General features: G+C 64.0%; 12 protein-coding genes. 5 read left to right on the top strand and 7 right to left on the bottom strand.

Going from position 1 to position 13,983, the window contains the following annotated elements; all coding sequences use genetic code 11:
* The coding region (locus V5A53_RS07635; RefSeq protein ID WP_332312995.1) for a cytochrome P450 at positions 1-1,331 on the bottom strand (1,331 nt) is incomplete at its 3' end.
* A gap of 181 nt (positions 1,332-1,512) precedes the next feature.
* On the opposite strand from V5A53_RS07635, the gene V5A53_RS07640 reads away from it, so the two are divergent.
* Together V5A53_RS07640 and V5A53_RS07645 are read left to right on the top strand one after the other, a co-directional pair.
* Positions 1,513-1,791 carry a bacteriophage holin gene (locus V5A53_RS07640; RefSeq protein ID WP_332312996.1) on the top strand — a complete coding sequence of 93 codons (279 nt, stop codon included), beginning with the start codon at positions 1,513-1,515 and terminating at the stop codon, positions 1,789-1,791.
* Between the two features lie 6 nt (positions 1,792-1,797).
* Positions 1,798-3,144, top strand: coding sequence for an APC family permease (locus V5A53_RS07645; RefSeq protein WP_332312997.1), 1,347 nt, complete (start codon positions 1,798-1,800; stop codon positions 3,142-3,144).
* 159 nt (positions 3,145-3,303) lie between these two features.
* On the opposite strand, the gene V5A53_RS07650 is transcribed toward V5A53_RS07645, so the two are convergent.
* A complete protein-coding gene (locus V5A53_RS07650; protein ID WP_332312998.1) occupies positions 3,304-4,089 on the bottom strand; it encodes a phytanoyl-CoA dioxygenase family protein in 786 nt (261 codons plus the stop codon).
* A 102-nt stretch (positions 4,090-4,191) separates the two neighbouring features.
* Between V5A53_RS07650 and V5A53_RS07655 the strand changes: the two genes are divergently transcribed.
* On the top strand, positions 4,192-5,562 hold the full coding sequence (locus tag V5A53_RS07655) for an NRAMP family divalent metal transporter (protein ID WP_332312999.1): 1,371 nt from the start codon (positions 4,192-4,194) through the stop codon (positions 5,560-5,562).
* A 6-nt stretch (positions 5,563-5,568) separates the two neighbouring features.
* Here V5A53_RS07655 and V5A53_RS07660 read toward each other — a convergent pair whose 3' ends face one another.
* From V5A53_RS07660 to V5A53_RS07680, 5 genes are all read right to left on the bottom strand, one after another.
* On the bottom strand, positions 5,569-6,924 hold the full coding sequence (locus V5A53_RS07660; RefSeq protein ID WP_332313000.1) for a hemolysin family protein: 1,356 nt from the start codon (positions 6,922-6,924) through the stop codon (positions 5,569-5,571).
* Between the two features lie 109 nt (positions 6,925-7,033).
* The gene (locus V5A53_RS07665; RefSeq protein ID WP_332313001.1) at positions 7,034-8,605 is read right to left on the bottom strand and encodes a spermidine synthase; all 1,572 of its coding nucleotides are present in this window, start codon (positions 8,603-8,605) and stop codon (positions 7,034-7,036) included.
* A 95-nt stretch (positions 8,606-8,700) separates the two neighbouring features.
* The gene (locus V5A53_RS07670) at positions 8,701-9,720 is read right to left on the bottom strand and encodes a lysylphosphatidylglycerol synthase transmembrane domain-containing protein (RefSeq protein ID WP_332313002.1); all 1,020 of its coding nucleotides are present in this window, start codon (positions 9,718-9,720) and stop codon (positions 8,701-8,703) included.
* Between the two features lie 84 nt (positions 9,721-9,804).
* Positions 9,805-10,965, bottom strand: coding sequence for an alpha-1 4-glucan-protein synthase (locus tag V5A53_RS07675; RefSeq protein WP_332313003.1), 1,161 nt, complete (start codon positions 10,963-10,965; stop codon positions 9,805-9,807).
* 45 nt (positions 10,966-11,010) lie between these two features.
* On the bottom strand, positions 11,011-12,372 hold the full coding sequence (locus tag V5A53_RS07680; RefSeq protein ID WP_332313004.1) for a sulfatase: 1,362 nt from the start codon (positions 12,370-12,372) through the stop codon (positions 11,011-11,013).
* 116 nt (positions 12,373-12,488) lie between these two features.
* Here V5A53_RS07680 and V5A53_RS07685 point away from each other — a divergent pair, with 116 nt between their 5' ends.
* Positions 12,489-13,442 carry a glycosyltransferase gene (locus tag V5A53_RS07685; protein ID WP_332313005.1) on the top strand — a complete coding sequence of 318 codons (954 nt, stop codon included), beginning with the start codon at positions 12,489-12,491 and terminating at the stop codon, positions 13,440-13,442.
* Positions 13,443-13,484: 42 nt separating this feature from the next.
* Positions 13,485-13,983 (top strand): NAD(P)H-binding protein (locus tag V5A53_RS07690; protein ID WP_332313006.1); only part of this gene is annotated, 499 nt, incomplete at its 3' end.

The following is a 13,983-nucleotide window of genomic DNA, read 5'->3' on the forward strand; positions in this document are numbered from 1 at the left end:
GGTCGCACCGTCGCTGTCACGCCGTCCGTCGGTCGGAGCGTCGGCGTCACCCGCAGGGAGTCCAACTCGTTTTCGGCGATATCGATATCGAAATCCCGCACCAGTCGCGCCAGCGTAAGCGTCGCGCCGGCGAGCGCGAAGCCCTGCCCGATACAGGCGTGTGGCCCCGTCGAGAAGGGGAAGTACGCCTCCACCTCGTTGGGCTTCCGGCGCTCCCAGCGGTCGGGGTCGAACCGTTCGGGGTCGTCGAAATACCGTTCGTCTCGATGGATGGACCAGAGCGGGACGATGACGCCAGAATCGCCCTCGATGCGGTAGTCACCGAGATCGACCGGCGCTTCGGTCCGTCGGAAGACGGCCCACGCCGGTGGATACAGACGGAGCGCCTCCCGGTAGGCGCGCTTGGTGTAGGGGAGGTCGGAGAGGTGTTCGTGGCTGGGCGGCCCCTCCAGGCCTCCGAGCGCGGCCTCGGCTTCCTCGCGGACGCGCTGGCGGGCCTCCGGGTTCCACGACAGCAGGGCGAGCGTGTAGCTGAGACTCAGCGCCGTCGTCTCGTGGCCGGCGATGAGGAAGGTCGCCACCTCGTCGCGAATCTGGTTTTCCGGGTAGTCGACATCGGGGTCGTCTTCGGCTTGCAACAGCAGTGTCAGCATGTCCATACCGCCGTCGCCCGCCGCGAGATCCGCACGCCGCTTGTCGATGAGGTCCTCGGCGAGGCCGCGAATCCCGTCGGCCGCCGCCCGGAACTCGGGTGAGGTCCGGGTCGGTACCCAGTCGGGCATGGCGACCTCGGGACCGAACTCGAACTCCTCGCCCGCCGCACGCATCCACTCGTGGAAGGTATCGGCTCGGGCCTTGCCGATGTCCGTCCCGAGCAGGATCTCTGAGGCCACCCGGACGGTCAGCGAGGTGGCCTCCCGATGGAGGTTCAGTTCCTGCGGTCCGGCCCCGGCCCACCGTTCGGCGAGGGCCTCGACGCGCTCGCCGGTGGTGTCGGCGTAGGCGTTTACCTGCTGGCCGCCGAAGGCCGGCCCCATTATCGACCGTTGCTGGCGCCACAGCGCACCTTCGCTCTGGACGAGACCGTTTTCGGCGATCATGGCCGCCGAATCCAGTGCCTCCACGCGAGGGAAGTCTTCGGGGCGTTCGAGGGCCTCTCTGGCGAGTGCGGGGTTCGTCAGGAGCACGAGCGACCCCTTCCCGGGGACCGGAATCGAGGTGCCGTCCTCGAAGCGGGCCTGTATCCCCTCCAGAAAGCGGAACGTCTCGGTGCCGAACCGCAGGGCGTTCAGAAGTCCGGCCTCGGGCGGCGGCGCCAGTCGCTGTGCCATGTGGTATAGTATGTCTCCCAACGCTTGGCGGTTTCGTCGCCCCACGTGGGTTTCCGGAACCGGCGACGTTCGCCCTAGCCAGTAGTGTCGGACGGCCGACCGATCGCAGCCCGGTACCGTCGTTTTCGGAGTTTGGGAAGGTGGGTTACCCGTTAAGTGAAGGCCTCCTGAACCCCTAAATATGGGAGACCCGAACACCAGTAGAGTGGATGGCAAGGCACTCGGGAAAGCGATGGGGTTGCTTTGGGCCGGTGCCGTCGTTGTATTGGGACTGACCGCGTGTCGAGGATGGGGCGAGGAGTGGCGGGACCTCCTTTCCGACGTGTATCTGGGATATGACTCGACGAGGCAGGGATTGGTAGTCGGTGCTGGCTGGGCGTTCGCGGACGCGTTCGTCGGCGCATATCTCCTCGCGTGGTTGTATAACCTGTTCCAGCGGTCCGAGACCACCCAAGCGTAATTCGACATGGATCTACTCTCCTCCCTACTGAGCCGCACCCGAGCGGAGAAACTCGGTCTTCTAGAGGTAGTCGCAATGGGCGTGGGTGGGATGGTCTCCGGTGGCATCTATGCCGTACTCGGCGTCGCGATGAGACAGGCCGGGAACGCCGTCCCCCTTTCGTATCTCATCGCGGGCGTCATCACCCTCCTCACGGCCTATTCGTATCTCAAACTCACCTTGCACTACCAAGAACACGGCGGCGCGTTCACTTTCGTCGAACACGCGACGGACAACCTACACGTCGCTGGCTTCGTCGGGTGGGTGCTCGTCGTCGGCTACGTCGGCGTGATGGCGATGTACGCGTTCGCCTTCGGTGCCTACACGCTCACTGCGGCACGGGCCATCGTCGGAATCGAGCTGCCGCAACTCCTTCGGCCGATCATCTCGGTCCTCGTCGTGGCGGCATTCGTCGGGCTGAACCTCTCCGGAGTCCGTGAAACCGGCCTCTTCGAGGACATCGCCGTCTACATCAAAATCGCCGTCCTGCTTTCGCTTGCCGCGCTCGGAATCGTCTTCTACAGGGGAGACCCGGTTGCGGTGGACTTTTTTAACGAAGGCTATCTCAGCCCCATCACCGGCTTCGCGATCATCTTCGTCTCGTACGAAGGCTTTCAGCTATTGGTCTACGACTACGAGGACATCGAGAACGTCGAGCGGACGCTTCCGATCGGCATGTACCTCGCCATCGCGATCGCCATCCTGATTTACGTCTCGGTGTCGTTCATGGCCACGCTCCAGTTGACGCCCGAACAACTCATCGCCCACGAGGAGACGGCGCTCGCAGCCGCGGTCTCGAACATTCCACTCTTGGGCGCTGCCGGGTTCGTGCTCGTGATCCTCTCGGCGATGAAGAGCACCTCCTCGGGAATCAACGCGACCCTCTTCGGCGCCTCCCGCCTCGTTCACGAGATCGCGACCGAGGAGGTGATTCCCCGGTTGTTCTCCTTCCGTAACCGAGAGGGGGTCCCCGTCTACGCGCTGTTGCTGATGGGTGGGCTAACCGCCGCGTTCGCCGCACTCGGGACGCTCAAGCAGATCACCGAGTTCGGCTCGGTCGCCTTTCTGATCGCCGATGCCGTCGCGAACTTCGTCAACCTCCAACTGGCCGACGAAACGGGGTCGAACCGCCTCTTTCCCGCACTCGGTCTGGTCGGCACCGTGGTCGCGATCCCCATCATCCTCTATCATCTCTATCGGACCGATTTCGAGATACTGCTCTGGATCGTCGGCATCTTCGTCTCCGTCTTCCTGCTGGAGTTCCTCTACATAGAGCGGCAGCCGTTCGACACCGAGATCGCCGACAGACTGTGATGGCACTTCGTTCAGAAGCGGACCGTTTCGGTGGCATGGCCGACGCGGTGTATCAGGAGTTCGCGGAACCGATGGCTCGCCGTACAACGGTGTCGACGAACGGGCGACGTTCGACCGTCACCCTCGCCACCGCAGAGAATAGCGCAGTCGTCGCTCTTTTTAAACACAGCCCGGGAACCCCTCGCCCTGGATGTGGACCGAATCGACCCACGGCGGTAGTTCCTCGTCGGGCTTGGTAAAGCGGGACCGCGAGCGCATGTAGGAGTTGATGAGCGCGCGCCGCCAGTTCTCCGTCGTGTTCGGCGCGGTGTAGTGGGGCACCAGACAATGCGTAAAGAGGACGCTGCCGGGTTCCATCGGAATCGGCACGGCGTCCTCGGCGTCGTAGTCCTTCTCGGCGATGACGATGTCGGTGTCGTACTCGACGGCCTCGTGGCCCAGCAGGCCGTCCTTGTGGCCGCCGGGGACGACGTTCATACAGCCGTTTTCCGTGGTCGCCTCGTCGAGGGCGATCCAGACCGTGAGGTGGTCCATCGGCTGGATCGGATAGTAAGCGGCGTCCTGATGGTAACCCTTCTCGCTGCCAACCTCGGGCGGTTTGAACATCGCGGCGCTCCGGAGGAGTTTGAGGTTCTCGCCGAGGAGCTGGGCCGCTACCGAAACGATGGTGTCGTCGTTGGCCACCTCGCGGAACACGTCGTCGGTTTCGACCATGCCGAGGCCCTCGAACTTCCGGACGGCGTCGCCTTCCTCCTCTACCTCCAGTTCGCCGCGCTCGACGCGGGGTTCGAGTTGTCGCTCGAAGCCCTCGGGGGTGCGGTCACCGTGGGTGTACTCCCGGAGTCGGGTCTTCACCCGGTCGACCATCGCCGTATCGAGGGCGTCCTCGACGACGAGGTACCCCTCGGTCTGGTACTGCTCGAACTCGCTGTCGCTGAGTTCCATATCGGCGTTTACGAGAGTATCCCAGTAACACTTGCGGAATTATTCTTCGGTAGTATTACCGAGTAGAATCATTTATAACGAAGGCACCGAGTGCATCTATCGATGACCGACGTTTCGACTGAAACGGACGCAGGGGCACCGACGGTAGAGCGTGGCGGGGTCAGAGACTACCTCTCGAAACTCGGCCCGACGTGGGTCGCCGGCGCCGTCGCGGTCGGGCCGGCTACGATGGCCGCCGTGATCACCGCCGGCGCCTCCTTCGGGTACGCACTCCTGTGGGTCGTCGTCCTCTCGGCGGTGCTGGGCGCGACCGCACAGTATCTCGCGATGCGACTCGGCCTGCTCACCGAACAGGGCATCGTCACGACCGTCGAGGAACACCTCGGCGAAACGTGGGCGTGGATACTCGTCGTCGATACCGTCCTCGCCTCCGGTCTGGCACAACTGATCATCATGAAAACCGTCGCCGACGTGAGTTCGACCATCACCGGCGTCGACCCCCGCGTCTGGGGCATCGTGTGGGCGCTCGTCCTCGCGGTCGGCTTGGCCGGTGGCGGCTATCACGTCGCCGAACTCGGCGCGAAGATCATCGTCTCGGCGGTCGTCTTGGCCTTCGTCGCCTCGATATTCGTCGTTCCCATCGACCCGACCGAGGCGGTGACGGGCCTCGCACCGACGATTCCGGCCGGCCTCGATGGCGCCCTCGTCGCCGCCGGCGTCCTCGGCGGTGCGGTCCACATCACCCTCATCACGATGCAAAGCTACACCATGCGGGCCCGCGGGTGGACCCGCGAGCAGTACGACCTCGGCCTCTTCGACGTGGGGACCTCGATGCTGGCTGCCTTCGGTCTCTTCAGCCTCGCCATCTTCCTCGTCGCCGCGAGCGTGCTGCATACGCCCGACGTGGCCGCCGGCGAACTCGACGCTCTCGGCGCCGCCGAAGCGCTCGGCCCGCTGGCCGGCGACTACGCGGCCACCCTGTTCCTGCTCGGCCTCTGGGGCGCCGCCGTCTCGACGCTCGGGGCCAACACCGTCGTCCCGCCGTATCTCGTCGCCGACAAACTCGACTGGGGCCGTGACGTCTCCGACACGCGGTTCCGGGCCGCCTTGGTCGTCGTCGCACTCGCCGGCGCCCTCGGTACCTTCCTCCAGGGCGCCTTCTTCCCACTGCTCGTGCTGGTGTTGGCCTTCGGTTTGGTCGGTACGCCCTTCGCGCTCGCCGTCGTCCTCTACCTGCTGAACGACCCCGAGGCGGTTCCCGAAACCAACCCCCTCCTCGCGAACGTCGGTGCCGTCGCACTCATCGGCATCGCGACGGTGCTGGCGGTCGGCTTCGTCCGCAACGAGATCCCGACCGCAACGAGCGACCCGCTTTCGGCCGTCGTCGTCGGCTTCGCCGCGCTCATCGGTCTCGCAACCGTCGGCCTCCTCGGCAAGTACGCCTTCGAAGCGGGCGGCCGGGCGATGAACTGACCGACGTTACGTCTCCGAGGCGTCGGACTCGTCGTTCGACGCCTCCTTTTCCTCCTTCCCTTCGACTTCTCGAACCAGCAGCATCTCGATCCGTGAGCCATCGACGCTCTCGACCTCGATGACGTGGCCGTCGACCTCGATGCTGTCGCCGGGTTCCGGTGCGCGGTCGAGTTCCTCCAGTACCAGGCCGCCGACCGTCTCGTAATCCGAACTCTCGAGGTTGATTCCGAGAGCGTCGCTGGCGGCCCACAGGGGCACCGCGCCGTCCATCTCGTAGGTGCCGTCGGACTGCTGGCGGATGGACGGTTCGCTCGTCTCGGTGTCGAACTCGTCGCGGAGGTCGCCGACCACGACCTCGACGACGTCCTCGACGGTCGCGATACCCTCGAAGGCGCCCCACTCGTCGATGATGGCGGCCATCTGCTGGCTCTCGCTTCGGAACTGCAACAGAAGTTCGTCGATGGGTACCGTCTCCGGGACGACGAGCACCTCGTGGGCGAGTTCGGCCGCGGTGGCCGTCTCGTCGTTCTCGACCGCCCGGAGGACGTCCTTGACGTCGACGAAACCGATGACCTGCTCGTCGGCGTCGATGACCGGATATCGGGTGTGGCCCGTCTCGTGGACGGTAGCGCGGATCTCCGGCAGGGAGGCGTCCGCGGAGATGGTCGCCACGTCCGGCCGCGGAACCATGACCTCCCGGACGGTAGTGTCGTCGAGGGCGAAGACCCGCTCGATCATCTCGACTTCCGCGTCGTCGACGTTGCCCGCCTCGCCGGCCCGTGCCAGTACGCGCCGAATCTCGCGTTCTTCGAGTGTCTCGTCGGTCTCGGAGGCCGGCGGCACGCCGAGCATCCGCGTGAAGGCGTTCGCCGTCCCGTTGAAGACGACCAGACCGGGATAGAACAGGTAGTAGAAGGCTCGCATCGGCGGCGCGACGAACAGGGAGACCCGTTCGGCGTCCGCGATGGCGATGGTCTTCGGCGCGAGTTCGCCGAAGACGACGTGGAGGAACGTGATGAAACTGAACGCGATGGCGAAGGCCACCAGGTGGAGGAACGCCGGGGGAAGTATCGCGCCCAGTACCGGCTCGATGAGCGACGCCACGGCGGGTTCGCCCGCCCACCCCAGTCCGAGCGAAGCGATGGTGATGCCGAGTTGTGTGACGGCCAGATAGTCGTCGAGGTTGGTCATCACATCGTCGAGGATCTCCGCGCCGGCCTTGCCCTCCGCGAGGAGTTGCTCGACCGACGTCGAGCGAACGCGGACGAAGGCGAACTCCGAGGCGACGAAGAAGCCGTTCAGGACCACGAGAAACAGCGCGATGAGCAGTCGACCCGCCGAGAACGCGAGGTCTACCGCCATTGTACTCCTGTATCGTCGGCACTTCCTCGAGTCGGTATCATACCGTCCCTTTTCGCCCCGTCATGAAAACGTTGGGCGAAAGGGAGACGTAGGTCACAGACAGGGCCGCTCAATCGGCCCCGGCCGTCTCGTTGTCCGCGACCTGTTCGATGACGTACCGCTGTCCGACCATCGGGTCCATGAGCGCATCGACCGGCGCGTGGTCGTCCCGGAGTATCAGTGCGTCGTCGCCCGGGTCCTCCCGGTCGTAGTTCTCGATCTCCTCGGAGAGGTCGATACCGATATCTCGCCGTTCGTTGCGCTCGTGGAGTTCCTCCTCCGAAATGACGGCGTCGTTCTTCGTCGCGACGACCTCGATGTTCTGGACGACGTTGGGGCCAGCGGTCGGGAAGCCGTAGACCTGTGGGTACACCTGCTGCATGGTTCGGTATTCGGCCCGGTAGAACTCCGAGGCGGGGCCGTTCGGCGCCGAGATGAGATTGGCAAAGAGGATGCCGTCCTCGGAGAGGCGGTCGTTCGTCAGTTGCATGAACTCGACGGTCGTCAACTGGAAGGGCACCTTGTCCTTCTTGTAGGCGTCCAACACGATGAGGTCGTAGGTGTGGTTGGTCTCCCGGAGGAACCGCCGGCCGTCGTCGTTGTGGATATTGAGCCGTTCGGATTCCTCGACGCCGAAGTACTCCTCCGCAGTGTCGATGACGACGGGGTCAATCTCGACCACGTCGATGGTCGCGTTGTATTCGGAGGCGAACCGCTTGGGGCCGCTGAACCCGCCACCGCCGATGAAGAGCACGCGGTCGATCTCGTCGGGGTCCTCGGCGAACAGATACGGCAGGTGGAAGTACCGGGTGTACTCGAAGACGTAGCGGTCGGGGTCGTTGAGGTTCATCGCGCTGTGTCGCTGGCCGTCGAGATACAGCGTCCGCGTATCGCCCGCATCGGCGACTTCGAGTTCCTGATACGGCGTCTGGGTCTGATAGACGACGTTGCCGCCGGTCGAAAAGCCGATGGCGCCGCTGCTGACCGCCGCCACGAGCAAGATCGTGACGCCGATGGTGGCGAAAAGCGGGTCGCGGTCGATAGACGGCAGCGTCATCGCTATCGCCGTCCCGACCAGCAGCACCCCGAACAGGAAGCCGATGATCTCGACGCCGAAGGCCGGGATCAGGAAGAACGTCGTGCCGAAGGCGCCGATGATACTGCCGACCGTCCCGAGCGCGTACACCCGGCCCGAGGCTTCGCCGACTGCCTCCGTGCCGGAGAGTTCGGCGGCATAGGGGCTGACGTAGCCCAGCAGGTAGGTCGGCGGGCCGAAAAGCAGCGTGATAGCGGGCAAGGAGGCGAACCGGCTCGGCAACGGGAGCGTCGCCGTCGAGGCCAACAGCAGGTCGCTCGCGAAGATCAGCAAGGCGACGTAGGCGGCAGTCCCGAGGAAGAGCCACGAGAGGCGCTCGAGGCTGGCCCGGTGGGCGGCCCGCTTGCCACCGTAGTGATAGCCCAGACTCAGTGCCGCGAGGAAGACGCCGATGATGCTGCCCCACGTGTAGATGCTGCTGCCGAACTGGGGGGCAACGATACGGCCCGCGAGTATCTCCAGTCCCATGCTCGCCACCCCGGAGACGAACACCGCGGCCTCGGGCGCAGTCAGTTGGCCTGCTCGCAGGCGCTGGAACGTGGCCATGTGTTACTAGGTACCACGTTCAGAGGATAAACCTTGGTGAGGGGGCACGCAACGCCCCGTTCGAGACCGTTCGGTCACGGGTTGGCTGTCCCCGGTCAATCCTTCTCGGGGTGCCCGTTTCGCAGCGTCAGGAGCGATGGATACCCGACGAGGATGCCGGGCCAGTAGGTCGTGAGCCGAAAGAGCACCGCGGCCGTCAGGGCCGTAGCGAGGCTGACAGGGAAGAAGAACGTCACGAGCGCGGAGAACGCGGCTTCGTACGTTCCCGAGCCGCCGGGTGTCGGCGAGATCGTCGCGATGACCGAGAGGTTCACGATGAAATACAGCGGGACGAATCCGGACTCGATGTCGAGCGCTACGAAGACGAAATACAGCGAGACGATCTGTGCCAGTATCGCGAGATGTGAGATGACGGCCGTTTTCAGCAGAAAGACTGGATCGTTGCCGGCTTCTTCGAAGGCGGCCTCTATCGTGGTGACCCGATCACGTAACGCCTGAAAGAGGGATTCGCCCCACGTGAGGCGGGTTTCGAGGCCGCGCAGGATGCCGGTCGCCGTTTCGCCGAGCGTGCTGCTTTCGGACCAGAGCAGATACGCCAACACCCCACCGACGACGAGAAGCAGTACGGACAGCGCGCCGACCTCGATGAGCAAACTGTTCAGCGACCCGACCACGGACAGGTAGACGAGGCCGCCGAGCGTGAAGGTGAAAAACGGGACGGCGTTCACGATGTCGGCGGAGATTACACACGCGAGGGCCCGCTCGTACTCGGTCCCGGTGTTATCGGAGACGATATAGGCCATGATCGGCTCCCCGCCGAACTGGCCGAGCGGGGTGATCGAGTTCAGGAAATGCCCCGAGAGGAACATGCGCACCGTTTGGGAGCGCGTAGACGATATCGTCATCTGTCCGAAAAACCGGTGCCAGACCCACGCCCACACCAGAAGCGAGGAAAACCCGATACCGAGCGCGACGGCGAACACGGAGAGGTCGGCCCGACGGAGCGACTTCAGAAACTCCCCGACGTCCGCAAAGTAGAGGAGAAGTAGGAACAGAAGCCCTGTGACTCCGAACCAGAGCCATTCCGTTCGGCCGACGTCTATCGGTAATCTCATCGATGAGTGTCGTAGAGGACGGGGGGCGACAACTGTGGCAAGGGTGTGTATGCTTCGCCTCGCCGAGTTAGAAGCATTGGTGGTTCAGTTCCCGATTTCGAGTTCGTGTTCCGTTTTTTCGAGGGCTCGAATCGCCTCGAGCCACCGATTCATCTTCGCGACCGTGAAATCGATGAACTCGCTGTTGGCGTACTCCGAGAAGTCGTATTCCTCGACGGCGGCGATTATCGCCTCGTAGGCCTCGACGTAGTCGTCCGCTTCGTCCGGGGCCTCCTCGAGTGCTTCCCAGAAATGTTCGTTGAGTTCGAGAGCCGGTACCTCGTTGTTCAGGTCGTCGAAGGTGCTCCGCTCGGCCTTGTTGTGGACACACAGCGGGAAGCCGTTGATGATGGATCTGTCGAGCATGTCGGCGGCCTTCTTGAGCGTCAGCCCCGACCAGATGTCGTCGAACCGCCCGATATCCCATTCGTTGTCGTCCATCGGGAACTGATAGAACGCGGGAATCACCTCCCGTTTGAACGCCAGGTTCATCGAGCAGACGGTGAGGTAGTTGCCCTCCGCGGCCGCGAAGTTGTGGGTGAAGTCCCGCTTTTCGGTCAGCGTCTGTGCCTGCCCCTTCAGGTTCCCGTCCATGAGGATGCGAACGGCGTCGAGGTCGGGGATGTTGGTCCACAGCCCCTGGGAAGCGACTATCTCGTTGGTCTCCCGTCGTTCCGTCTCGATGGTCTCGTCCATCGCAGCGTAGGGATAGCCCCGGGGATAGAGCCCGTGTCGGTCCACGTTCTGATAGAGGACGTTGACCCATCGTTCGTCGGAGGCCACGTGTTCGACCGACTTCGTCGAGCCGAGATGGTCGAGGTGGTCGCCGAAGAAGTCGAAATCCTCGTGTGGCTGCGTGTCGTCGTCGAGGAAGATTCCGTACTCGAACTGGGGATTGGCCCACATGTACAACAGGCCGAAACTCGTCTCCGCATGGGAGGCCGCGGGCACCACGTCCGCATACTCCGCGATACCGGCCTCGTCGTACCACGCCTCGCGTTCGGAGCCACCGAAGACCGCACCAGAGACGCCGAGTTCATCCAGCATCTCCCGCATTCGCTCTTTCTCACAGAAATCCTCCGTCACGAGGACCACGTGGAGTCTGTCGATATCGAAGTCGTGTTCACGGGCGTTGCGGACGTACCCCTCGAAGAAGTCGGGGTTCCGTATCGTCGGCGCGACGACGCAGATGTCTGCTTCGCTCATGCGGATATACCGTTTGGCGTGGCCAGGAAACGATAATCCACCGATTCACCGGTAGCCGAGTTCCTCGAGTCGCTGTTCGACCGCCTCGTCGACCTCGGGGGCCTCCTCGGCCGCGTCGTCGGCGTCAGCATCGACCTCACCCGTCGCGTCGATGGCCGCCCTGAGGTCGTCGGGCACCTCGATCTTCTCGCCGGTCTCGAGGTCGTAGGCCGTGTAGTGGGCCGTCCCGTCCTCCTCGACGGCTCTAACGATTTTCCGGCCGTCGCGCCTGAGGAAGCGACGCTGGCGGTAGTACTCGTCCCAGCGTTCCTTCGGGATGTAGCCGGTGAAGTTCTCCGGGAACTCACAGCCACCCATCACCGTCTCGGCGGCGACCGTCTCGGGGCAGTCGCCGATGCCTGCGTAGTAGGGCACGAGGTCGTGGAGTCGCCGGAGTTCGACGGGGCGGTCCTCGGTGTCGGCCCCGGCGTCGGGGTGGTCGACCATCAACACGGCGTTGACGACCGGCTCCATCACCGTGAACTGGTGGCCGAACTGGCCGCCGTCCTCGCCGAGAGCCTGCCCGTGGTCCGAAAGCAGGACGACGACGGTGCCCTCGGCGAGGCCGTTCGCCTCCAGTGTCTCGAGGATGCGGCCCACGAGGTCGTCGGTGTAATCGACAGAGGCGTCGTAGACCTTCCGCTGCTCCTCGAAGTCGATGTCCTTCGTGAAGACGTCCTTCTGCCGGTGGGCGATGGTCGCGCTCTCGTCGACGCCGTGTTTCTCCCTGTACCGCTTCGGCGGGCGGTACGGCTCGTGGGGTTCCATCAGGTTCACATAGAGGAAGAAGTCCTCGTCGGCCTCGCGGTCGCCGAGATACCGTTCGACGGCCTCGACCGTCTCCTCGGATTTACACGAGTCGTCGACGCTGAAAAGCTGGAAGAAGCGGTCGATCTGTCGGCCGAGTACCCGCCGGGTCACGTCGCCGAGGCGGTGGTAGAGTTTGGTTCCGAGCCGCGAGGCCCGAACGCTCAGCGGGTTGTTCGCCTTGCCGAGGAAGTTCTCGACGTGGTCGAACTCCTCGGTCATCCGCTTGTGGGGCGTAATCCAGATGTTCGGCGTTATCGCAGCGGTCGAGTATCCCTCGTTTTTGAACTCCGAGACGAACGTCTCGCGGCCGTCGAAGTAGCTTCGAGCGTGTGTGGTGCCGTGTTCCCACGGGTACTCGCCGGTGAACATCGAGACATGGGAGGGAAGCGTCCACGGCGCCTGCGCGACGGCGTTCTCGAAGACCAGCGAGCGGTCGGCGAAGGAACCGATGTGGTCGGTGAAATCCACGTCGTCGTTGTACGCGGAGACCCTGTCCTTTCGCAACGAGTCCAAGACGAGAAAGACCACGTTCTTCTGCCCGGACACGTCGTCGTCCATGAGGGAACGCGGGCGCCGCGAGAGTTAGTAACTACGGTCTCGGTCCGCGAGGACGGATACGGATCGTTGTATTCTTTCACCGTCGATTTATACGGTCGCCGGATAGAGGGAGCCACATGACGGAGAAGGTGGCGATCGTCTACTGGTGCGACGGGGCGGGGCACGCGGCCAGAGCCATTCCGGTCGCAAAGGAGTTCGAAGCCCGTGGCATCGACGTTTCGATGGCCGGTGGCGGACAGGGCAAGAAGTTCGTCGAGATGAACGGCTTCGACCACCCCGACCTTACGACGGTCGCGGTAAAAGGGGATACGCCGCTTTCCTTCCTGAAACACACGCTGTTCGACCTCGTTCCGTCCGCGGTGCGGCGACAGAGGGAGGTCTATCGATGGCTAAAGGAGGAAGACCCCGACATACTGGTGACCGACGACGTCTTCGCGGGGCTTGCGGCCGCCAAACTGGGCATCGAGTTCTACCGAATCGACCACCTGACGACCGACCTCTTCGGGCCTGTCTGGGGGACGCCCCTGAAGATATACAACGAGGTGTCGCTGCAGTTCGGCGAGGGGATCATCGTCACGTCGCTGTGGCCCGACGAGCCGGCCCCGGAGGGGTCGACGCGAGTCGGCCCGCTCGCACAGGAGGGCGATGCCGACGGGGACATCGAGGATTACGACGTGCTCATAAATCCCGGGACACACGGGGAGAACTTCGACGAGATACGGGAGCGACTGGAGGCGGACGGCTACGACGTCAGGACCGTCGGCGACGACGACTGGGAGACGAAACCGACGATGACGCCCTACACGGAGGCCGCCGACGTCGTCATCTGCACCGGATTCTCCTCGATCGCGGATACGGTCGTCGCGGGCACCCCCTGCGTTATCTACCCGTTTTTGCCGTTCCAGAAGGCCCTCGCAGACGAGGCAGAACGGAAGGACATCGAGGGCGTCTCGAAGGCCACCTCGGTCGATGAGGTCGTCGAACGGGCGACGTACTACTGTGAATCCGACGAACGCCCCGACTACGAGAACGGCGCCCCGGAATTCGTGGATGTCGTGCTGGGCGAGTAAACCAACCGAACACCCTTGTCGAAGCGCTTCGTATACCCGCCAATGCGTGTTCTCGTCGTTGGAGCGACCGGGTTCGTCGGCCGCCGACTCGTTGAATCGCTACGTTCGGCCGGCCACGAAGTCGTCGCCTTCTCTCGGAGTGCGGATCGGTCGATGTTCCCAGACGATGTCGAGATCTTCGAAGGAGACCTCGGCGACCCGGCATCGCTGGAGGGGCTCTGTGAGGGGGTCGATGCGGCCTACTACCTCATTCATTCGCTGACAGCCGAGAACTTCGCGGAACTGGACCGGACCTACGCCCGCCGGTTCCGAGAGTTGGCATCGGCGGCCGGCGTCGACAGAGTGGTCTATCTGAGCGGCATCAGCGGCGACGAGCGGAACCTCTCGCCACACCTCGCGTCCCGCCGGGAGGTCGAATCGGTGCTCGAAGCCGGGAGCTTCGACCTGACCGTCCTCCGGGCGGCGATCATCATCGGGGCCGACAGTGCGAGCTTCCGCATCGTCGACGACCTCACCGACCGGCTGCCCGTGATGACGGTCC

This window comes from Natronomonas sp., assembly GCF_036625485.1.
Classification (GTDB): Archaea; Halobacteriota; Halobacteria; order Halobacteriales; family Haloarculaceae; genus Natronomonas.

Excerpts from the sequence above, each read along its gene's own strand:
- V5A53_RS07645 (WP_332312997.1), top strand. The coding sequence starts at position 1,798 with ATGGATCTACTCTCCTCCCTACTGAGCCGCACCCGAGCGGAGAAACTC.
- V5A53_RS07665 (WP_332313001.1), bottom strand. The coding sequence starts at position 8,605 with ATGGCCACGTTCCAGCGCCTGCGAGCAGGCCAACTGACTGCGCCCGAG.
- V5A53_RS07685 (WP_332313005.1), top strand. The coding sequence starts at position 12,489 with ATGACGGAGAAGGTGGCGATCGTCTACTGGTGCGACGGGGCGGGGCAC.
- V5A53_RS07650 (WP_332312998.1), bottom strand. The coding sequence starts at position 4,089 with ATGGAACTCAGCGACAGCGAGTTCGAGCAGTACCAGACCGAGGGGTAC.
- V5A53_RS07655 (WP_332312999.1), top strand. The coding sequence starts at position 4,192 with ATGACCGACGTTTCGACTGAAACGGACGCAGGGGCACCGACGGTAGAG.
- V5A53_RS07675 (WP_332313003.1), bottom strand. The coding sequence starts at position 10,965 with ATGAGCGAAGCAGACATCTGCGTCGTCGCGCCGACGATACGGAACCCC.
- V5A53_RS07670 (WP_332313002.1), bottom strand. The coding sequence starts at position 9,720 with ATGAGATTACCGATAGACGTCGGCCGAACGGAATGGCTCTGGTTCGGA.
- V5A53_RS07680 (WP_332313004.1), bottom strand. The coding sequence starts at position 12,372 with ATGGACGACGACGTGTCCGGGCAGAAGAACGTGGTCTTTCTCGTCTTG.
- V5A53_RS07660 (WP_332313000.1), bottom strand. The coding sequence starts at position 6,924 with ATGGCGGTAGACCTCGCGTTCTCGGCGGGTCGACTGCTCATCGCGCTG.
- V5A53_RS07640 (WP_332312996.1), top strand. The coding sequence starts at position 1,513 with ATGGGAGACCCGAACACCAGTAGAGTGGATGGCAAGGCACTCGGGAAA.